The sequence below is a fragment of the Zestomonas insulae genome (genome assembly GCF_016901015.1).
Taxonomy (GTDB): Bacteria; Pseudomonadota; Gammaproteobacteria; order Pseudomonadales; family Pseudomonadaceae; genus Aquipseudomonas; species Aquipseudomonas insulae.
The window spans coordinates 520,025-539,052 of record NZ_JAFEUP010000004.1; the positions used below are offsets into that span (position 1 = coordinate 520,025).

The 19,028-nt window shown below is 67.2% G+C and carries 17 protein-coding genes; 2 read left to right on the forward strand and 15 right to left on the reverse strand.

Annotated elements, in window-relative coordinates:
• Positions 1 to 51: 51 nt before the first annotated feature.
• The 15 genes from JQX08_RS15755 to JQX08_RS15825 all read right to left on the reverse strand — a co-directional run bounded on the left by JQX08_RS15755 (position 52) and on the right by JQX08_RS15825 (position 16,098).
• A complete protein-coding gene (locus JQX08_RS15755) occupies positions 52 to 2,700 on the reverse strand; it encodes a sensor histidine kinase (protein ID WP_205349345.1) in 2,649 nt (882 codons plus the stop codon).
• A gap of 5 nt (positions 2,701 to 2,705) precedes the next feature.
• Positions 2,706 to 3,284: a potassium-transporting ATPase subunit KdpC gene (gene kdpC / locus JQX08_RS15760; RefSeq protein ID WP_205349346.1), complete on the reverse strand. Its 579-nt coding sequence runs from the start codon at positions 3,282 to 3,284 to the stop codon at positions 2,706 to 2,708.
• 126 nt (positions 3,285 to 3,410) lie between these two features.
• Positions 3,411 to 5,468 (reverse strand): potassium-transporting ATPase subunit KdpB, encoded by a 2,058-nt coding sequence (kdpB, locus tag JQX08_RS15765; protein ID WP_205349347.1) that lies wholly within the window; start codon positions 5,466 to 5,468, stop codon positions 3,411 to 3,413.
• A gap of 10 nt (positions 5,469 to 5,478) precedes the next feature.
• Positions 5,479 to 7,176, reverse strand: coding sequence for a potassium-transporting ATPase subunit KdpA (gene kdpA / locus JQX08_RS15770; protein WP_205349348.1), 1,698 nt, complete (start codon positions 7,174 to 7,176; stop codon positions 5,479 to 5,481).
• 8 nt (positions 7,177 to 7,184) lie between these two features.
• Positions 7,185 to 7,274, reverse strand: coding sequence for a K(+)-transporting ATPase subunit F (gene kdpF, locus JQX08_RS15775; protein ID WP_205349349.1), 90 nt, complete (start codon positions 7,272 to 7,274; stop codon positions 7,185 to 7,187).
• Positions 7,275 to 7,495: 221 nt separating this feature from the next.
• Entirely contained in the window at positions 7,496 to 8,596 is a 1,101-nt protein-coding gene (locus tag JQX08_RS15780) for an AI-2E family transporter (protein ID WP_205349350.1), read from the reverse strand.
• 99 nt (positions 8,597 to 8,695) lie between these two features.
• Positions 8,696 to 9,490: a DUF4892 domain-containing protein gene (locus JQX08_RS15785; protein WP_205349351.1), complete on the reverse strand. Its 795-nt coding sequence runs from the start codon at positions 9,488 to 9,490 to the stop codon at positions 8,696 to 8,698.
• 8 nt (positions 9,491 to 9,498) lie between these two features.
• The gene (locus JQX08_RS15790; protein WP_205349352.1) at positions 9,499 to 10,161 is read right to left on the reverse strand and encodes a glutathione S-transferase family protein; all 663 of its coding nucleotides are present in this window, start codon (positions 10,159 to 10,161) and stop codon (positions 9,499 to 9,501) included.
• Between the two features lie 50 nt (positions 10,162 to 10,211).
• On the reverse strand, positions 10,212 to 11,075 hold the full coding sequence (locus tag JQX08_RS15795) for an alpha/beta fold hydrolase (RefSeq protein ID WP_205349353.1): 864 nt from the start codon (positions 11,073 to 11,075) through the stop codon (positions 10,212 to 10,214).
• Positions 11,072 to 11,863 (reverse strand): alpha/beta fold hydrolase, encoded by a 792-nt coding sequence (locus JQX08_RS15800; protein WP_205349354.1) that lies wholly within the window; start codon positions 11,861 to 11,863, stop codon positions 11,072 to 11,074. Before JQX08_RS15800 ends, JQX08_RS15795 begins: the two co-directional genes overlap by 4 nt.
• A gap of 126 nt (positions 11,864 to 11,989) precedes the next feature.
• Complete coding sequence (locus JQX08_RS15805; RefSeq protein WP_205349355.1) at positions 11,990 to 12,433, reverse strand: hotdog fold thioesterase; 444 nt, start codon at positions 12,431 to 12,433, stop codon at positions 11,990 to 11,992.
• Between the two features lie 9 nt (positions 12,434 to 12,442).
• The gene (locus JQX08_RS15810; RefSeq protein WP_205349356.1) at positions 12,443 to 14,110 is read right to left on the reverse strand and encodes an AMP-binding protein; all 1,668 of its coding nucleotides are present in this window, start codon (positions 14,108 to 14,110) and stop codon (positions 12,443 to 12,445) included.
• Between the two features lie 139 nt (positions 14,111 to 14,249).
• Positions 14,250 to 14,702, reverse strand: a complete 453-nt coding sequence (gene sixA / locus JQX08_RS15815) for a phosphohistidine phosphatase SixA (protein WP_205349357.1) — start codon at positions 14,700 to 14,702, stop codon at positions 14,250 to 14,252.
• Positions 14,699 to 15,043, reverse strand: coding sequence for a DUF4389 domain-containing protein (locus JQX08_RS15820; protein WP_205349358.1), 345 nt, complete (start codon positions 15,041 to 15,043; stop codon positions 14,699 to 14,701). The genes sixA and JQX08_RS15820 overlap by 4 nt, the downstream gene beginning before the upstream one ends.
• 32 nt (positions 15,044 to 15,075) lie before the next feature.
• Positions 15,076 to 16,098, reverse strand: a complete 1,023-nt coding sequence (locus tag JQX08_RS15825) for an NAD(P)H-dependent glycerol-3-phosphate dehydrogenase (RefSeq protein ID WP_205349359.1) — start codon at positions 16,096 to 16,098, stop codon at positions 15,076 to 15,078.
• A 307-nt stretch (positions 16,099 to 16,405) separates the two neighbouring features.
• On the opposite strand from JQX08_RS15825, the gene JQX08_RS15830 reads away from it, so the two are divergent.
• Both JQX08_RS15830 and fabA read left to right on the forward strand, forming a co-directional pair.
• The gene (locus JQX08_RS15830) at positions 16,406 to 18,292 is read left to right on the forward strand and encodes an ATP-binding protein (RefSeq protein WP_205349360.1); all 1,887 of its coding nucleotides are present in this window, start codon (positions 16,406 to 16,408) and stop codon (positions 18,290 to 18,292) included.
• A 212-nt stretch (positions 18,293 to 18,504) separates the two neighbouring features.
• Positions 18,505 to 19,020, forward strand: a complete 516-nt coding sequence (gene fabA / locus JQX08_RS15835; protein ID WP_205349361.1) for a 3-hydroxyacyl-[acyl-carrier-protein] dehydratase FabA — start codon at positions 18,505 to 18,507, stop codon at positions 19,018 to 19,020.
• Positions 19,021 to 19,028: the final 8 nt, after the last annotated feature.

Consider the following 19,028-nt stretch of genomic DNA (forward strand, 5'->3'; position numbering starts at 1 on the left):
CGCTGCGCGGCTCTTTCGCGAATGAATTCGCTCCTACCCGCATCCCCTGCCTCATTCTTCCTCCAGCTGTGGCTGCGGGTGCAACGGCAGATGCAGGGTCAGCGTGGTGCCCTGGCCGTCCAGGCCCTCGCCCACCGTCACCCGCCCGCCATGTGCGCCGATCATGCCCTGGCAGATCGCCAGACCCAGGCCGGTACCCTGCCCGCCCCGGTCGCCGCGCGCGGCGGTGTAGAACATGTCGAAAATCTTCGCCCGCTCGGCCTCGGGAATCCCCGGACCCTGGTCGCTGACGGAAAAACGCAGCTCGGCATCGTCGGCCTCCACCGCCACGCGCAGGGTCGCCTGGGCTGGCGAGAAGCGCGCGGCGTTCTCCAGCACGTTGACCAGCGCCTGCTCGATCAGCGCGGCATGCACGTAGAGCAGCGGCAACTCATCCGTCACCACGGTCTGCACCTGCAGCGGCGCCAGCAGCGGACGCAGGCGCTGCAGGGCGCTGGCGACGATGTCCACCGGCGCCACCCAGTCGCGTGCCAGCTTGAGGCCGCCATGGCCGAGGCGGGTCATGTCGAGCAGGTTCTGGATGTAGCGGTCGAGGCGTTCGGCCTCGTCGCGGGTGCCCTCCAGCAGCTCGCGGCGGTCGGCCAGCGGAATCGCCTCGCCGAGCGCCAGCAGGCTGTCGATCGAACCACGCATGGCGGTCAGCGGCGTGCGCAGGTCGTGCGACACCGAGGCCAGCAGCGCGCTGCGCAACTGCTCGGTCTCACCGTGCAGGCGCGCAGCCTCCAGGTCCTCGGCCAGCTGCGCGCGGGCCAGCGCCTGGGCCAATGGCTGGGCCAGCGCGGCGAGCAGACGGCGCCGTTCGGCCGGCAGCGGACGCTCATCACGCGGACTGATGCCCAGCAGCGCCAGCGGGCCGTCATCACCGGACAGCGGCCACCACCACCAGCGGCCACCGGGCAGCGTGTCGGTGCCGAGACCGGCCGGTTGGTCGTGGCGCCAGCACCAGTCGGCGGCGGCGCGCTCCTGTTCGGCCAACAGCCGCTGCACCCCCGCCTCAACCTTCCATACGCCGTCTGCGCTGCGCCCCAGCAGGCACACCTCAACATCGTGCCAGGCGGAAAATTGCTGCGCGGCCACCGCCAGCACCGCCTGCCGATCGGTGGCGGCGGTCAGCTTGCGGGACAGCTCGAGCAGCGCGGTGGTCTCGCCCTGGGTCTGGCGCAACGCATCCACCTGGCGGCGCTGGCGTGCGGCGAGGTTGCCGGTGAGTCCGGCCATCAGCAGGAAGAACAGCAGGGTCAGCACGTCCTCCTGGCGCTGGATACTCAACGAAAAGTGCGGCGGGATGAACAGGAAGTCGTAAGCGAGGAACGACAGCGCCGCGCAGGCCAGCGCCGGGCCCAGACTGCTGCGCACCGCGACCAGCAGCACGGCGGCGAGGAACACCAGGGAGATGTTGGGCAGCTCCAGGGTGCGCGACACCGCCCAGGCCAAGCCAGCCGCGCCGAGCGCTGCGAGCGCGGCGAGCAGGTAGTCGTGCAGCACCAGCGGCGCTCGAGTGCTGTGGGTCGCTGGGGCATTTACGACTTCGGTGTCCAGCACGCTGACTTCCAGGCCTTCGCCGAAGCGCAGCAGGCGCTCGGCGAGACCACGACCGAGCCAGCGGCGGCGCAGGCGCTGGCGGCTGCGACCGACCAGCAGCAGGCTGGCGCGGCGCTCGCCGGCGTGCTCGATCAGCGTGCGGGCGACCTCCTCGGCACGCAGCGTGACCACCTCGCCGCCGAGGCGCTCGGCCAACCGCTGTGCGGCCTGCAGGCGGGTGCGGCTGTGCTCGTCGCGCGGCCGACCGGTGTCGACGTGGACCAGCGACCAAGGCAGGTGGCGACGCTCGGCGACCCGGCTGGCATGCCGCACCAGGCGTTCGGCCTGCTCGTCGCCATCAACACCGACCAGCAGGCGACCGCGCACGGTCGGCGCCTCTTGGCCGAGCTGGCGGTAGCGCCGGTTAAGGTCGGCATCGACGCGCGCGGCGGCGGTCTGCATCGCCAGCTCGCGCAACGCGGTGAGGTTGGTCTGGCTGAAGAACGCATCGATGGCCGCGCGCGCCTGCTCCGGCACGTAGACCTTGCCGTCGCGCAAGCGCTCGAGCAGTTCACGCGGCGGCAGGTCGATCAGAAGGATTTCATCGGCCTCCTGCAGCACCCAGTCCGGCACGGTCTCGCGCACCTGCACGCCGGTGATATCGCGCACCTGATCGTTGAGCGCCTCAAGGTGCTGGACGTTGACTGTGGTGTAGACGTCGATGCCTGCTTCGAGCAGCTCCAGTACGTCCTGCCAGCGCTTGGCGTGTCGGCTGCCGGGCGCGTTGCTGTGCGCCAGCTCATCGACCAGCACCAGTTTCGGCGGTTTGGCGAGAATGCCGTCGAGGTCCATCTCGGTCAGCGCCACACCGCGATAGTCGAGGCGACGCGGCGCCTGCTGCGGCAGGCCGGCGAGCAGCGCCTCGGTCTCCGCGCGGCCGTGGGTTTCGACCACCCCGGCACGCAGGTCGGTGCCCTGGCGCAGTTGCGCCTGCGCCGCCTGGAGCATGGCGAAGGTCTTGCCGACCCCAGGCGCGGCGCCGAGGAAGACCTTCAGCCGGCCGCGCCCGGCCTTGGACACATCGGCCAGCAGCGCGTCGGCACGGACGGCGTCACTCATGCGGTTCACTCATGCACGTTAGAGAGGGAGGCAACGGCGGGATTGTCGGCGAGGGCCAGATTGAGCGCCAGCACATTGACCACCGCCGGACCCACCAGCGGTGTTTCGGTGTGCTGCTGGATCAGCCGTTTCAGGCTGTCGGCGCTCATCCCGCGCGCCGCGGCGATGCGTGGCACCTGATAGAGCGCGGCGGCCGGCGACAGGTGCGGGTCGAGACCGCTGGCCGAGGTGGTGACCAGCTCCATCGGCACCGCGCCCTGCCCGCTCGCCGCCAGCGTCGCGGCGTCCTTGGCGATGCGCTCGGCCAGCGCCGGGTTGCTCGGCGCCAGGTTGCTCGCACCGCTGGGCACGGTGGCGAAGTTCGCCGCCGACGGGCGTGGCTGGAACCACTGCCCGCCGTCGAACGGCTGGGCCAGTAGCGCGCTGCCGCGCACCGTGCCCTGGGCGTCGCGCACCAGGCTGCCGTTGGCCTGCTCGGGGAAGGCCAGCTGGGCGATGCCGGTGACGGCGAGCGGATAGGCCACGCCGGTGATCAGGGTCAGTAGCGCCAGAACGCTGATGGCGGGACGGAGTTGCTTAAGCATGTTCGTTCTCCAAATTTTCAGGCTTACACCGAGTCAGTCAGTAGGATGGGTCGAGCGCAGCGATACCCATCGCCGGTTGTTGGGTATCGCTGCGCTCAACGCCAACCTACAAATGCCGCGTGGAGGTCATACCAACCCCACCGCCACCAGCAGCAAGTCGATCAGCTTGATCCCCACGAACGGCGCGACGATGCCGCCCAGGCCGTAGATCAGCAGGTTGCGGCGCAGCAGGCTGGCGGCGTCGGCGGCCTGCACGCGCACGCCGCGCAGCGCCAGGGGAATCAGCGCGACGATGATCAGCGCGTTGAACACGATGGCCGAGAGGATCGCGCTCTGCGGGCTGTGCAGTTGCATGACGTTGAGCGCGCCGAGCTGCGGATAGATGCTGGCGAACAGCGCCGGCAGGATGGCGAAGTACTTGGCCACGTCGTTGGCCACCGAGAAGGTGGTCAGCGCGCCGCGGGTGACCAGCAGCTCCTTGCCGACCTGCACCACGTCGAGCAGCTTGGTCGGGTCGCTGTCCAGGTCGACCAAGTTGGCCGCCTCGCGCGCCGCCTGGGTACCGTCGTTCATCGCCAGGCCGACGTCGGCCTGGGCCAGCGCCGGGGCGTCGTTGGCGCCGTCGCCGCACATGGCGACCAGCTTGCCGTCGGCCTGCTCGCTGCGGATGCGCTGCAGCTTCTTCTCCGGCGTGGCTTCGGCCAGCACGTCATCGACCCCGGCTTCGGCGGCTATCGCGGCGGCGGTCAGCGGGTTGTCGCCGGTGACCATCACGGTCCGGATGCCCATCTTGCGCAACTCGGCAAAGCGCTCGCGGATCCCCGGCTTGACCACGTCCTTGAGGTGAATCGCGCCGAGCAGCCGACCGTCGCCAGCGACCAGCAGTGGCGTGCCACCGCTCTGGGCGATCTGTTCGACCTCGCGGGCCAGCGCCGCCGGCAGCTGCTCGCGGCCGAGGCCGAGGAACATCAGCAGCGAGTCCACCGCACCCTTGCGGTACACATGGCCGTTCCAGTTGGCCCCCGACAGGCGGGTCTCGGCGCTGAACGGCACCACGTCGATCGCCTCGCGGGCCGGCTCGGCGAGCGGATGCAGGCCGCGCAGGTAATCGACGATCGACTTGCCCTCCGCCGTGTCGTCGGCCAGCGAGGCGAGCAACGCGCCTTCACCCAGCTCGCGGGCGCTCACCCCAGGCGCGGCATACAGCGCGGTGCAGCGACGGTTGCCGAAGGTGATGGTGCCGGTCTTGTCGAGCAGCAAGGTGTGCACGTCGCCGGCCGCCTCCACCGCCCGGCCGGATTTGGCAATCACGTTGAGGCGCACCAGGCGGTCCATACCGGCGATACCGATGGCCGACAGCAGGCCACCGATGGTGGTCGGGATCAGCGTCACCAGCAGCGCCACCAGATAGACCAGCGGCAGCTCGCCGCCGGCGTAGCGGGCGAACGGCTGCAGGGTGGCGACCACCATCAGGAAGATCAGGGTCAGGCCGATCAGCAGGATGTCCAGCGCCACTTCGTTGGGAGTCTTCTGGCGCTTGGCGCCTTCGACCAGGGCGATCATGCGGTCCAGCGTCGACTCGCCGGGGTTGGCGGTGATGCGCACGCGCAGCCAGTCGGAGACCAGCCGGGTGTTGCCGGTGACCGCCGAGCGATCACCGCCGGATTCGCGGATCACCGGCGCCGATTCGCCGGTGATCGCCGCCTCGTTGACCGCGGCGATGCCTTCGATCACCTCGCCGTCGCCGGGGATCAGCTCGCCGGCTTCAACGCGCACGATGTCACCCTTGCGCAGCTGGCTGGCGGCGACCGCCTGGTACTCGCCAGCGGCCAACTGACGGCGCGCCATCAGGCCCTTGCCGCCGGCGCGCAGGCTGTCGGCGCGGGCCTTGCCGCGGCCTTCGGCGAGCGCCTCGGCGAAGTTGGCAAACAACACGGTGAACCACAGCCACAGGGCGATCTGCACGGCCAGGCCGGTGCTCACCGCCGGGTTGGGGATAAAGCACAGCACGGTGGTGAGGATCGCGGTCAGCTCGACCACCAGCATCACCGGCGCGCGCTGCAGCTGGCGCGGGTCGAGCTTGACGAAGGCCTGCCACAGCGCGGGCTGCCACAGCGCGGCGAAGCTGGTCCGCGGCGCCGCCTTGGCGGCCTTCAGTTGCGGGGTTTGCACAGGTGCATTCATGTCCATGTCCTCAATGCGCCAGTTGGCCAAGGTGTTCGGCGATCGGACCGAGCGCCAGCGCCGGCAGGAAGGTCAGGCCACCGACCAGCAGGATGGTCAGGGTCAGCAGGGTGACGAACAGCGGGCCGTGGGTCGGGAAGCTGTTACGGCCGATCGGCGCGGTCTTCTTCGCCGCCAGGCTGCCGGCGATGGCGAGGATCGGCAGGATGTAGCCGAAGCGGCCGATCAGCATGGCCAGGCCGATCATCAGGTTGTGATACGGCGTGTTGGAGGTGAAACCGCCAAAGGCCGAGCCGTTGTTCGCTGCACCGGAGGTGTAGTTGTAAAGAATCTGGCTGAAGCCGTGGGCGCCCGGGTTGCTCACCGAGGCCAGCGGTCCCGGCAGGCTGGCCGCCAGGGCGCCGAGCACCAGCACGCCGACCGGCATGACCAGCAAGGTGGCGACCAGCAGGCGCACTTCGCGGGCTTCGAGTTTCTTGCCGAGGTATTCCGGGGTGCGGCCGATCATCAGCCCGGCGAGGAACACCGCGATGAGGACGAACAGCAGCATGCCGTACAGACCGGCGCCGACGCCGCCGAACACCACCTCGCCGAGCATCATGTTGAACAGCGGCAGCATGCCGCCGAGGGCGCTGAAACTGTCGTGCATGGCGTTCACCGAGCCGTTCGACGCCGCCGTGGTGGTCACCGCCCAGAGCGCCGAGGCGGCCGTGCCGAAGCGGCTCTCCTTGCCCTCCAGCGACCCAATCTGCTCGATCGGCAGCGTGGCCAGCGCCGGGTTCGGCTGGTACTCGGCGTAGAGGGTCACGCCCAGGCCGATGACGAACACGATCAGCATGCTGGCCAGCAGCGCGCGGCTCTGGCGCAGGTCCTTGACGTAGTGGCCGAAGGTGAACAGCAGCGCCACCGGGATCAGGATGATCGAGGCCAGCTCGAACAGGTTGCTCCACGCCGTGGGGTTCTCGAACGGGTGCGCCGAGTTGACGCCGAAGAAGCCGCCGCCGTTGGTGCCGAGCTGCTTGATGGCGATCTGGCTGGCCGCCGGGCCGAGCGGGATGCTCTGGTCGGCGCCGAGCAGGGTCTTGGCCTGCACGTAGTCCATGAAGGTCTGCGGCACGCCCTGCCAGACGAGGAACAACGCCAGCACCAGGCACAGCGGCAACAGGCCGTAGAGCGTGGCGCGGGTCAGGTCGACCCAGAAATTGCCGAGGCTGTGGGTGGATTTGCGCGCGATACCGCGACACAGCACCACCAGCACGGCCAGGCCGACCGCCGGGCTGACGAAGTTCTGCACGGTGAGGCCGACCATCTGGCTGAAGTAGCTGAGCGTCGCTTCGCCGCTGTAGGCCTGCCAGTTGGTGTTGGTGACGAAGCTCACCGCAGTGTTGAACGCCAGAGTCCATTCCAGGCCCGCCAGGTGCTGCGGGTTGAGCGGCAGCGCGCCCTGCAGCAGGAGGATGGCGAACAGCAGCAGCAGGCTGACCAGGGTGAACGCCAGCAGCGCCAGCAGGTAGGTTTTCCAGTCCTGCTCGGACTGTTCGTTCACCCCGGCGACGCGGTAGCAGAGCCGTTCGACCGGCGCGAACAGCGGGGTCAGCAGGGTCTTCTGGCCTTCCATCGCGCGGTACAGGTAGCGCCCGAGCCAGGGTGCCGGCGCCAGCACCAGGATAAAGAAGCCCAGCAGCAGTGCGTAGTCTTGAACTTGCATGGCGCCCCCTAGCTACGCTCGGCGCGTAGCAGCGCGACCAGCAAGTAAATGAACAGCCCCACGGCCAAAGCCAGGGACACCCCGTCGAGAATGCTCATGCATGACGCTCCTTGGTTGCGGATGGCGTCATTCTCGAAAAGGTCGGCGTAAAGGAACGAGCCACGGCGGTGGCCGAGCGCATAAAGAATGCGTAAAAAAGTGCGGGCGGAGGCGCGGCTAGCGGTGGGCTGCGGGACGGACTGAGCGGTCTCGGCCGCTCGCTGAGGTCAATCGGGGCGGATCGCGCAATGCGAACCGCCCCGTGGCGAAGGACGTTCGGTTAGGGGCGCGGGGCTTCCGGAACGACCGGCTCGAGACCGGAGACCACCACTGGTTTCGGCGGCAGCGCCGGATCATGGGCGATCCAGTCGCTGACCAGGCTGTAGGCCACCGCCAGCAGGGTCGGGCCGAGGAACAAGCCCATGAAACCGAACGCCAGCAGGCCGCCGAATACGCCGAGCAGCACCACCACCAACGGCAGGTTGCCGCCACGGCTGATCAGGTAGGGCTTCAGCACGTTGTCCACGCCGCTGATGATGAAGGTGCCCCAGATCGCCAGGAACACCGCGTAGCCGTACTCGCCGTGCCACACCAGCCAGGCGGTGGCGGGAATCCAGATCAGCGGTGGGCCCATGGGGATCAGGCTGAAAGCGAAGGTCAGCAGGCCGAGCAGCAGCGCGCCGGGAATCCCGCAGATCCAGAAGCCGATCATCGCCAGCACAGCCTGCGCCGCGGCGGTACCGATCACCCCGTTGACCACCCGCTGCACGGTGCCGGCCACCAGCGCCAGGTAGTGGTCGGCCTGGACGCCGATCAGGCGGTGCAGCGCGCTGCGCACGAAGATCGCCATGCGCGGGCCGTCGCGGTAGAAGAAGAACACCAGCACCAGGCTGAGCACCAACTCGACCAGGCCGCCGCCGATCTGCGCGCTGCGCGCCAGCAGCCAGTTGCCGACCTCGCCCATGTACGGTTTGAGGCTGGCGAAGAACGCCGCGCCTTGTTGGTCGATGGTGTACCAGGCGCGCACCAGGCGTTCACCGATCAGCGGAATACCACCCAGCCACTCGGGTGGCGCCGGCAGGCCCTGGACCTGCAGATCCTTGAGCAAGTCCATGCCATCGCGGATGTGGTCGGCGAGGTTCATGGTCAGCAGCACCAGCGGCACGGCGACCAGCAGCATCCAACCGAGCGTGAGCAGCACCGCCGCCGCATTGGTGCGCCCATTGAGCCAGCGGGTCAGCAGCGGCATCAGCGGCCAGCTGGCGAAGGCCAATACGCCGGCCCAGAACAGCGCCGACCAGAACGGCGCCAGCACCCAGAGGCTGGCGGCGAGCAGCGCCAGCACCAGAATCTGCAGCAACAGGCGATCATTGGTGGGCATGGGCAAGCTTCCTTAGTGGTGAACGGTGGTCTGCGCAGCGGGCGGACCGATGCACTACAAGATGTCCGACTCGCGCCCGTCCTTCAAGGCGCGGCCGCTCTAGCGCAGCAGTTTGATCTGCAGCCCCGGCACCTCGCCGGGCGCCAGTTCGAGGCGTGCGGCACGCACGCGCTGCTGCACCAGGGCATCGCGCCAGGCCTCGGCCTGCGCCCCGGTAAGACTGACCCGCAAGGTGCTGTCGAGGTTCAGGCTGCGCGCGAGCAATTCGCTCCAGGCCGCATCCGGCTCGCCGGTCAGGCGCGGCAGGGCTAGCTCGCCGGTGCTGCGCAGCTGGCGCAGCAACGTGCCGGCGGTGGGCAGCAAGTCGCCCAGCGGCGCGCTGGCTTGCAGCTGCTCGATATGCAGATAGCCGCGACGATTGCCACGAGTAATGCCGTACAGCGCCAGCAGGCTGTCGCCGCGGCGCAGCAGCAGGTAGTCCTGCTGCTCGTCCGCGCCGAGCAGCTTGGCGTTGCCGAACACCGCATTGGCCCACAGGCTGCTCGAGCCGCAATCGCGCCCCTCGCACCAGAACAGCAGTTCGGCGCCCTGCTGCTGCAGCGCCTGGCGCGTGGCATTGAACGCCTCGTCGCCCTGGTGTTCGGCCGGCAGTTGGTAGGTCACCGCGGTGAGTTGGCCCTGCGCGGTGATCTGCCCCTCGTAGCGCAACTGGTTGCTGATCCGCCGGATCGGCCCCTGCGGGTAGATGCGCTCCTGCTCGGCGACCTCGCGGTACTCGACGATCTCGGCGCGCGGGAAGCGCGGCACGTCAGGCAGGTCGTGACTGCCCGGCAGGTCGGCCGCCGCCGCGCTGCCCGCAACCAGGCATAGGCTCAACCACCACGTTCGCCCCATCGATTGGCTCACTTGATCAGCATCGATTGGGCGGACTGCACGACCTTGTCATCCGGCTCGCGGCGCTTGGGCACCGCCAGGCCGCGCTGCACCGCCGGACGCGCCTCGACGGCGGCCAGCCAGCGCTGCAGGTGCTCGAGACCATCGAGCGGCACGCCGGCCCAGTCATACAGGCGTACCCAAGGGAAGGTGGCGATGTCGGCGATGCTGTAGTCGCCGGCCAGGTACTCGGCCTCGGCCAGGCGGCCGTCGAGCACTTCGTAGAGGCGGCGGGTTTCGTGCTGGTAGCGGTCGATCGCCGGCTGCAGCTTTTCCGGGAAGTAGCGGAAGAACACGTTGGCCTGACCCTGCATCGGGCCAACCCCGCCCATCTGGAACATCAGCCACTGGATCACCCGCGAACGCCCTTTGACGTCCTGCGGCAGCAGCTGGCCGGTCTTTTCCGCCAGATAGATGAGGATGGCGCCAGACTCGAACACGGCGAAGTCATCGTTGTCGCGGTCAACGATCGCCGGAATGCGCCCGTTGGGATTGATCTTCAGGAACGCCGGCGCCTTCTGCTCCTTCTTGTCGAAGCTCAGCGCGTGTACCGCGTAAGGCAGGCCCATCTCTTCGAGGGCAATGGATGCCTTGTGCCCATTGGGGGTCGCGGCGGTGTACAGATCGATCATGGAAATCTCCTCTCTCGGTCCATGCAGCCTTGCCGTTCGTCCCCCGTGCGTCAAGCAGTGCGAAAAAAGCGATTGAAACAATCCGCGACCGCCTGGGCGCCCGCCTCGCTTTCCAGGTGCAGATGGTGCGGCCCGGGCTGCTCGACGATGTCGATGGGCAGACCGCGCAGCGGTTCGAGGGCGTGCGGGATGCGCTTCAGGTAGCCCTGCTCGGCGACGATCAGGTTCACCGGGCAGGTGACGCGACGCACGAAGGCCATGGCCTGGTCGAAGGTCAGGCGCAGCGGCGACGACAGCGCCAGGCGCGGATCGGTGCGCCAGATGTAGCCGCCCGGCACCGGCATCACGCCGCGCTGGGCGAGCAGCTCGGAGGCCTCGCGGTTGAGCGGCACCTTGCCCTTCACGCGCGCCTCGATGGCCGCCTCGAGCGATTCGTGCACGCGGCGGCGCTTGCCCTTCTGCGCCATCAGCGACTCGAACGCCGCCGCCAGCTCCTGCGGCGCCGCCTCGGGCTTGGAGGTGTGTGGGATGATGGCGTCGATCAGCGCCAGGCGCTGCACGCGCTCGGGCACGGTGCCAGCCAGCAGCGTGGAGACGATGGCGCCCATCGAGTGGCCGAGCAGGGAAAAGCGTTCCCAGCCGAACTGGTTGGCGACGTGCAGCAGGTCGTAGACGTAGTCCCAGATCAGGTAGCCGGTGCCCGGCGGACGGTGATCGGAATAGCCGTGGCCGGCCAGGTCGACGGCGACGATACGCAGGCCGTCGAGCTTGGGAATCAGCCGCGCGAAGCTCATCGCGTTGTCCATCCAGCCGTGCACGGCGAGCACCGGGTGACCATCCGCCGGGCCGTAGACGTGCGCCGCCAGTTCGATATGCGGCAGGCTCAGACGGACTTCCTCGACCTGCGCGCTCATGGCGTCTGCTCCCAGCGGTTGAACAGTTGGCGGAGCAGTTCGGCGGTGTCCAGCGGCCGCTCCAGCGGGAACATGTGCCCGCCGCTCAGGGTCAGGCACTCGCCGCGTGGCACCTGCTCGACCATGCGCGTGTCATGCAGGCGCACCACCCGGCTGCGGTCGCCGCGCACCAGCGCCAGTGGCACCTGCAGTTGACGCGGCCGCCCGGGATTGTCGTGCGGCACGTTGCGGTAGATGTTGATCTCGGTGTTCGGGTCGAAGCGCAGGCGCAAGCCCTGCTCGGTCGACAGCAGACCGTGCTCGACGTAGGCGTCCAGGCAGTCCGGATCGAAGTGGCGGAACAGCGTCTTGTGCGCGAAATAGTCGCGCGCCTCGGCGGCGTCGCCGAACAGCTCGCGACGGCCGAGGGTGCGACCAGCCGGGGTGATGCGGTCGATAAAGCCGAAGCGCTTGGCGGTGCGAATCGCCAGGCGCGCGCCGAACGGCAGCATCGGCGAGTCGAGCATCACCACCCCGCGATACAGCTCGGGCCGGCGCAACGCCGCGCGGTAATGCAGCACGCCGCCAAGCGAATGGCCGACGCCCCACACCGGCTCGCCGAGCGCTTCGAGGTGATGCACCAATTCCTCGACCAGCGCCTCCCAGTTGTTGCTCACCGGGAAACGCGGGTCATGACCGTGCTGGTCCAGATGCTCGATGCGGTACTCACCACCGAGGGCGGTGAACATCTTGCGGTAGGTCGCCGACGGGAAGCCGTTGGCGTGGGCGAAGAAAACCGGCTGAGTCATGGTCGTCGTTCTGAATGCGGGCTGGCGAAGGATTGTCCGGGGGATCGGCCCCGGACAGCAATGATGATGGAGCCAATCCAGGCTGGCAGTCCCGCCAATCGGCTCGGCGGTACTGCCAGTCCTACCTCAGCCCTTCGGTGGTTGTTCACCGAGCGGCACGATGGCCATGGTCAGCCGCGAGATGCAGCTGGGTTTGCCGTCCTCGCCGCTCAGGCGGATGTCCCACACATGCGTGGTACGGCCCAGGTGCACCGGCCGCGCCACCGCGGTGACCCGCCCGCTGCGCAAGCCGCGCAGGTGGTTGGCGTTCACCTCCAGGCCGACGCAGTAGTACTGGCTGTTGTCGATGCACAGGAAGCTTGCGGTGGAGCCGAGCGATTCCGCCAGCACCACCGATGCACCGCCGTGCAACAGGCCGTAGGGTTGATGGGTACGCGCGTCGATCACCATGCTGGCGGTGAGCGACTCGTCGTCGTAGCTCTCGAAACGGATGTCCAGCAGTTCACCGATGGTGTTGCGCAGCGTCGCGTTCAAGCGTTCCAGGTCAGGCGTGTTGCGCCAAAGACTCATAGGGGTTCCTTAACTGTGCCAGAGGATCGTTTCGCGACGATCGACCCAATCGGTGAAATGCCGCTGGTAGGCGTTCTCCACCACGTTGCGCTTGATCTTCAGGGTCGGGGTAAGGAAACCGTTTTCGATCGCCCAGACCTCCTTGACCATCACCAGGCTGAGCAGCCGCTCGTGCTTGTCGAGGACCTTGTTCACCTCGTCTAGCAGGTGCCGGAAGCTGCCCTCCAGTTCCTCGCGCGTGGCACCCTCGGCCTGCCGACGGCCGACCTCGGAGAGCACGCACAGCGCCATCGGTTGCGGCAGGGCGTCGCCGACCACGCAGACCTGCTCGATCAGCGGATGCACCGCCAGGCGGTTCTCGATCGGCGCCGGGGCGACGTACTTGCCCTTGCTGGTCTTGAAGATTTCCTTGATGCGTCCGGTCAGGCGCAGATAGCCCTCGGCGTCCTGCTCGCCCTTGTCGCCGGTGCGCAGGAAGCCATCCGGAGTGATGGTCTCCGCGGTCTTCTCCGGGTCCTTGTAGTAGCCGAGCATGGTCGCGCCGCTGCGCACCTGCACTTCGCCCTCTTCGCTAATGCGGGTTTCCACGCCAAGGCTCGACTGGCCGATCCAACCGCTCTTGAACTTGCCGGCGCGGCACAGGTGCGAGTAGCCGCAGTTCTCGGTCATGCCGTAGACCTCGAGCAGCTCGACGCCGAGGCTCTGGTACCAGTGCAGCAGCGAGTCGGACACCGGCGCGGCGCCGCACAGGGCCAGGCGCATGGCGTCCAGACCGAGGCCCTTGCGCACCTTGCGCGCCACCAGCTTGCCGATCAGCGGCAACTTGAGCAGGCGGTTGAGGCGTTCGGCCGAAGTCTGCGAATAGACGCCCATCTGGAACTTGGTCCAGATGCGCGGCACGCCGAACATCAGGGTCGGCCGCGCGCGCTTCATGTCGGCGAGGAAGGTGTCCAGGCTCTCGGCGAAGAACACCGTTTCACCGCCGTACAGCGAGCCCTGCTCGACGAACATGCGCTCGGCGACGTGGCACAGCGGCAGGTAGGAAATCAGCCGGTCGTCTTCACGAGTCTGGAACAGCTGCAGACCGTGTTCGGCGGCGAAGGCGAAGTTGCTGAAGGTCTGCATCACGCCCTTCGGCGTGCCGGTGGTGCCGGAGGTGTAGATGATGGTGGCGAGCTGATCGGCGCTGCCGGTCGGGTTGTCGCGGATCGGCGCGCAGGTCTGCAGGTCGCTCCACTGGTAGTTGAACTGGCCCTGCGGGTGCAGCGGCAGGGCAATGGTCGCCACCCCGTCGGGGATGCCTGGGGCCATGGCCGGCCAGTCATCCAGCTTGCCGATGAAGGCCAGTGCCGACTCCGAGTGTTCGAGCACCTGGCGCACCGAGTCGGCGCCAAGATTCGGGTAGAGCGGGACGGAGATGTGCCCGGCCATCCAGATCGCCAGGTCGGCGATGATCCAGTGCGCGCAGTTCTTCGAGATGATGGCGATGCGGCTGCCGGCGGGCAGTTCGCGCCCCCTCAGCCAATTGGCGGCCCGCCGGGCTTGTTCGCCCACTTCGGACCAGGTGAGTTCTTCCAGTTTGCCGCCGCCTAGCGGCTGAACCAGATAGCGCTTATTCGGGTGGCGAGCTTCACGCGCATAGAACATTTCCAGCGGCAAACGAACGGCATTAGCCACGACGTCCTCCTTGTTTTTGTTATGGAGATAGTCAACCAAGCACTTGCTTGGTGAATATTCCACGCACAAAACCCAGGCGCAACAGGAGAAATGTTTCGGTGTGTAGTCACTCGTACAGGTAGAAAACCGCCCGGCGCCGCTACGGATGCAGCAGCGCCAGCAGTTCCATGCAGCCGGCGCCGATTACCTCGCCGTCCAACTCGGCCAGGCTGGCGGTGCGCATCGGCAGCGGCTCCTGGCGGTGGCCGTGCAACAGCAGCCCGCCGAGTTCGCCGACGAAGGGGTTGTGGCTGACAAGCAACAGCTCGCCGGCATAGGCGTCCAGCTCACGCAGCGCCTCGGCGGGCGAACTGTCCGGGGTCAGCCAAGGCACCGTGGTGATCGGCAGGCGTACGCCGAGCACTTCGCGCACGATCTCGGCGGTCTGCTGGGCACGCACATAGGGGCTGGCGAGGATCGCAGCGAGCGGCCGGCCCTCCAGCTGCGCAGCGCTGAGCTTCACTTCCTTACGCCCGCGCTGGGTGAGATGCCGCTCGGCGTCAGTACGCGCCACCGGCTCGGCCTCACCGTGGCGCAACAACCATAACCTCACAGCTTCGGCTCTTCGTCCCGCACCGGGTGCTCGGCCGGCGGCACCACGTGCGGCGCCTCGCCTTCCGGAGCGCGCGCGGCCGGCCAGTCGGCGAACGGCCAGGGTTTTTCTTCGCTGTTGAAGGTGCCGAAGCGGCCGATCTGCGCCAGGTACTGGCTGAGGCTGTCGCCGACGCTGAGCAGGCTGGCGTTCGGCGCGCCGTAGAACAGGCGGTAACCCAGCTGCAGCAGCACCACGGCGCCGAGCACCAGTTCTGCCAGCTGCCAGATGATCACGAAGACCACCATCCACAGGATGCGCAGCAGGATGGATTCACGCTGTATTTCGTTGGCGTCGTTCATGTTGTCTCCTCTCTTCCATTTGGAGCCGCGGTTCAAAACCCACTGAGCGAAATGAAGTCCACATCGGTCTTCGGCTCGCCCCGCATCAACACTTCGATGACCTGAGCCAGCGTACGCCCCTCGAAAAGAATGGCATGCAGACCCGCGACCAGCGGCATGTAGATCTGCAGCTCCTCGGCCTTGGCCTTGAGCACCTTCAGCGTGTTGACCCCTTCGGCGGTCTCGCCCAGACGCGCCACCGCCTCTTCCAGGCTGAGTCCTTCGCCGAGCGCGAAGCCGACTTGGTAGTTACGGCTCTTCGGCGACGAGCAGGTGACGATCAGGTCGCCGACCCCGGCCAGGCCGAGGAAGGTCATCGGGTTGGCGCCGAGCTTGACTGCGAAGCGGGTCATTTCCGCCAGCGCGCGGGTGATCAGCATGCTCTTGGTGTTCTCGCCCATGCCCAGCGCCGCGGCCATCCCGGCGATGATCGCGTAGACGTTCTTCAGCGCCCCACCCAGCTCGACGCCGAAACGGTCGCCGCTGGCATAGACGCGGAAGGTGCGGCCATGCAGCACGGCCTGCACGCGGCGGCACAGCGCTTCGTCTTCACTGGCCACCACGGTCGCGGTCAGCGCGTGTTCGGCGATTTCCTTGGCCAGGTTGGGCCCGGACAGCACGCCGATATGCGCCTGCGGGGCGACCTCCTCGAGAATCTCGCTCATCAGCTTGAAGGTCTGCGCCTCGATGCCCTTGGTCAGGCTGACCAGCTGCTTGCCGGCCAGCTGCGCGGCGTGCGGCGCCAAGGCAGCGCGCAGCGCGCTGGACGGCAGCGCGACGAACAACAGCTCGCTGCTCGCCAAGGTTGCGGCCAGGTCGGTGGTCGGCTCGACCAGCGCATGGATCTTGATGCCTTTGAGGTAGCGCGGGTTCTCCCGCGTGCTGCGAATCGCCTCGGCCTGGGCGGCATCGCGCATCCACAGACGCACCGCGTGGCCGTTTTCCGCCAGCAGGTTGGAGATCGCGGTGCCGAAACTGCCGCCGCCGAGGACGGCGATGGCGAGCTGATCAGTCATAAAAAGTCCGTAGTGGCGATAAAAATGGCAGTCGGCGGCATTATACGGTCCGCCGTGGGAGCGACCAGTAGTTGCCTGTTCGATTCAGAAGATATTGATAGTTCGGCATAATTCCCACAATTCTGCGCAGCGCGGGATGATCCGCGGCGACGCTAGCGATTTGCCTTCATCCTTGAGCTGCATTTACCCGATCAGGGAACTAGAGTTCTAGCATGCCTTCAGTTTCCATGGACGACCCGACCCGAGGCCACCGGATGCGCCGTACGCTTACCTTGCCGTCGAGCGCTCCGCTGCGAGCGTGGCAACCATGAAACTGCGCCGTGGTTGGGACATTCATACCCGCACTCAGCTGATCAGCCTCGGCCCCGCCCTGCTGCTGACTTTGTTGCTGACTGGATTCTTCATCTTTTCTCGCCTGCAGGACCTGCGTCAGGAGCTCAACCACACCGGGCAACTGATCGCTAACCAACTCGCTCCGGCCACCGAGTACGGCGTGATCAACGGCAATCTGCCGGTGCTCGACAGCCTGCTGCGCGCCACCCTGGAAACCCCGCACGTGCGCTTCGTCGAAGTGCGCGACGGCGATGACCGCATCCTCGTCTACTCCGAGCGCTCGACCGAGCAGGCCGCGACACAGGTGGAGGTGTTCCACGCGCCGATCTACCGCCAGCGTCTGGCCATGCCGCTGCACAGCCTCGAGGGCCAGGATCGCGCCGAGGACTACCTCGGCCGGGTCGTGGTGGGGATGTCCAACGACGCGTTCAGTAGCCGCCAGCAGGAGATTCTGTTCAAGGCCGCGGTGCTCGCCGTGCTCGCCCTGGTGGTGACCTTCCTGGTCGCGCGGCGCCTGGCCCGACGCCTGTCGGAGCCGCTCAGCGCCATGGGCAAGGCCGTGGAAGCGCTGCAGGCCGGCGACTACAGCGGCCGCCTGCCGGCTGGCGACGAGGGCGAGTTGGGCGACCTCGCGCGGCACATCAACAACCTCGCCGGCGGCCTGGACACCAGCAGCCGCGAGCAGCAGCAGGCGATCAGCCAGCTGATCAGCGCCCGCGAGGAAGCGGAAAAGGCCAACCGCACCAAGTCCGAGTTCCTGGCGATGATGAGCCACGAACTGCGCACCCCGATGAATGGTGTGCTGGGCATGCTGCAGCTGCTGGAAACCACCGAGATGACCCAGGAGCAGGCGGAATACGCGGCCCTGGCCACCGAATCGACCGAGCACCTGTTGAAGGTGATCAACGACATCCTCGACTTCTCGCGCATCGAACGCGGCGCCCTGGAGCTGGAGCGAATTCCCTTCAACCTGCTCGACCTGCTGCAAGGCTCGGTGCAGGTATTCCAGCACAGCGCCCAGCAGCGCGGTCTGGAGCTGCGGCTGGAGGCCCAGCCGGGCCTCGAGCAGCTCGAAGTCCAGGGCGACCCGACGCGCATTCGGCAGATTCTGGTGAACCTGCTCGGCAACGCATTGAAGTTCACCGAAGAAGGTGGCATCCGTCTGGAAACCCACTGGCAGCCGCTGGATAACGAAGTGCTGTGGTTCAGCTGTGCGGTGCGCGACACCGGCATCGGCATTCCGCCGGAGCGCCTGGAGCGCATGTTCGACGCCTTCCAGCAGGCCGACAGCTCGATTTCCCGGCGTTACGGCGGCACCGGTCTGGGCCTGGCGATCGCCCGCACCCTGGCCGAACGCATGGGTGGCACGCTGCGCGCGGAAAGCCACGAAGGCCAGGGCTCGGTGTTCACCCTAGAAGTACCCCTGCCGTTCTGCGAAAAAGTCGACGCCCTGCAGCACCGCCACGACGACGCCAGCACTACCAGCAACGGCCAGGAGGTGCTGCTGGTGGAGGATAACCCGGTCAACCAGACGGTCATCGAAGCCATGCTGCGCAGCCTCGGCTATCAGGTCAGCCTGGTCACCGACGGCGCCCAGGCCGTGCACAGCGCGTCGCAGAGCGAGTTCGCGGCGATCCTGATGGACTGCCGCCTGCCGATCATGGACGGCTACGAGGCGACGCGGCGGATTCGCAGCCTGAATGGTCGCCATGCGCAATTGCCCATCATCGCGCTGACCGCCAACGCCCTGCAGGGTGACCGTGAAGCCTGCCTACAGGCCGGCATGAACGACTACCTGGCCAAACCCTTTAAACGCGCCGACTTGCAGCGCGTGCTGCAGCGCTGGCTACCCCCGACCTAAGGCGAGTGGCCTGGCCTCTGGGTTCTTGCTAGCGTGGACCCTTCGGCGGATGACGACCTATCCTTTTCATGCATGGTGTACAACTGTGCTCGGCGCACTGTGACTTTCACCACTACGCAACAGTCTATGACTAGGCTGACGAGGCGCCTGGGGTGTATCGCAGCCCAGAGGAGTCGCCAACCCTGCCGCTCAGGGATCAATGAGGAGTTCGCATGACCAAACAATCCGCCTTTACCCGGGAAGACCTGTTGCGCTGCAGCCGCGGCGAACTATTCGGTCCGGGGAACGCGCAACTGCCGGCCCCCAACATGCTGATGGTGGATCGCATCACGCATATCAGCGAAACCGGTGGCAAGTACGGCAAGGGCGAATTGGTCGCCGAACTGGATATCAATCCCGACCTGTGGTTCTTCGCTTGCCACTTCGAGGGTGATCCGGTGATGCCGGGCTGCCTGGGCCTGGATGCCATGTGGCAACTGGTCGGTTTCTATCTGGGCTGGCAAGGCAACCCGGGCCGCGGCCGTGCGCTGGGTTCCGGCGAAGTGAAGTTCTTCGGCCAGGTCCTGCCGACCGCCAAGAAAGTCACCTACAACATCCATATCAAGCGCACCATCAACCGCTCGCTGATTCTCGGCATCGCCGACGGCAGCGTCAGCGTCGATGGTCGCGAAATCTACAGTGCCGAGGGTCTGCGCGTCGGCCTGTTCACCTCCACTGACAATTTTTAAGGGTTATC

Excerpts from the sequence above, each read along its gene's own strand:
- JQX08_RS15805 (WP_205349355.1), bottom strand. The coding sequence starts at position 12,433 with ATGAGTCTTTGGCGCAACACGCCTGACCTGGAACGCTTGAACGCGACG.
- JQX08_RS15800 (WP_205349354.1), bottom strand. The coding sequence starts at position 11,863 with ATGACTCAGCCGGTTTTCTTCGCCCACGCCAACGGCTTCCCGTCGGCG.
- kdpB (WP_205349347.1), bottom strand. The coding sequence starts at position 5,468 with ATGAATGCACCTGTGCAAACCCCGCAACTGAAGGCCGCCAAGGCGGCG.
- kdpC (WP_205349346.1), bottom strand. The coding sequence starts at position 3,284 with ATGCTTAAGCAACTCCGTCCCGCCATCAGCGTTCTGGCGCTACTGACC.
- JQX08_RS15790 (WP_205349352.1), bottom strand. The coding sequence starts at position 10,161 with ATGATCGATCTGTACACCGCCGCGACCCCCAATGGGCACAAGGCATCC.
- JQX08_RS15820 (WP_205349358.1), bottom strand. The coding sequence starts at position 15,043 with ATGAACGACGCCAACGAAATACAGCGTGAATCCATCCTGCTGCGCATC.
- fabA (WP_205349361.1), top strand. The coding sequence starts at position 18,505 with ATGACCAAACAATCCGCCTTTACCCGGGAAGACCTGTTGCGCTGCAGC.
- JQX08_RS15785 (WP_205349351.1), bottom strand. The coding sequence starts at position 9,490 with ATGGGGCGAACGTGGTGGTTGAGCCTATGCCTGGTTGCGGGCAGCGCG.
- JQX08_RS15825 (WP_205349359.1), bottom strand. The coding sequence starts at position 16,098 with ATGACTGATCAGCTCGCCATCGCCGTCCTCGGCGGCGGCAGTTTCGGC.
- JQX08_RS15755 (WP_205349345.1), bottom strand. The coding sequence starts at position 2,700 with ATGAGTGACGCCGTCCGTGCCGACGCGCTGCTGGCCGATGTGTCCAAG.
- JQX08_RS15830 (WP_205349360.1), top strand. The coding sequence starts at position 16,406 with ATGAAACTGCGCCGTGGTTGGGACATTCATACCCGCACTCAGCTGATC.
- JQX08_RS15795 (WP_205349353.1), bottom strand. The coding sequence starts at position 11,075 with ATGAGCGCGCAGGTCGAGGAAGTCCGTCTGAGCCTGCCGCATATCGAA.
- kdpF (WP_205349349.1), bottom strand. The coding sequence starts at position 7,274 with ATGAGCATTCTCGACGGGGTGTCCCTGGCTTTGGCCGTGGGGCTGTTC.
- JQX08_RS15780 (WP_205349350.1), bottom strand. The coding sequence starts at position 8,596 with ATGCCCACCAATGATCGCCTGTTGCTGCAGATTCTGGTGCTGGCGCTG.
- kdpA (WP_205349348.1), bottom strand. The coding sequence starts at position 7,176 with ATGCAAGTTCAAGACTACGCACTGCTGCTGGGCTTCTTTATCCTGGTG.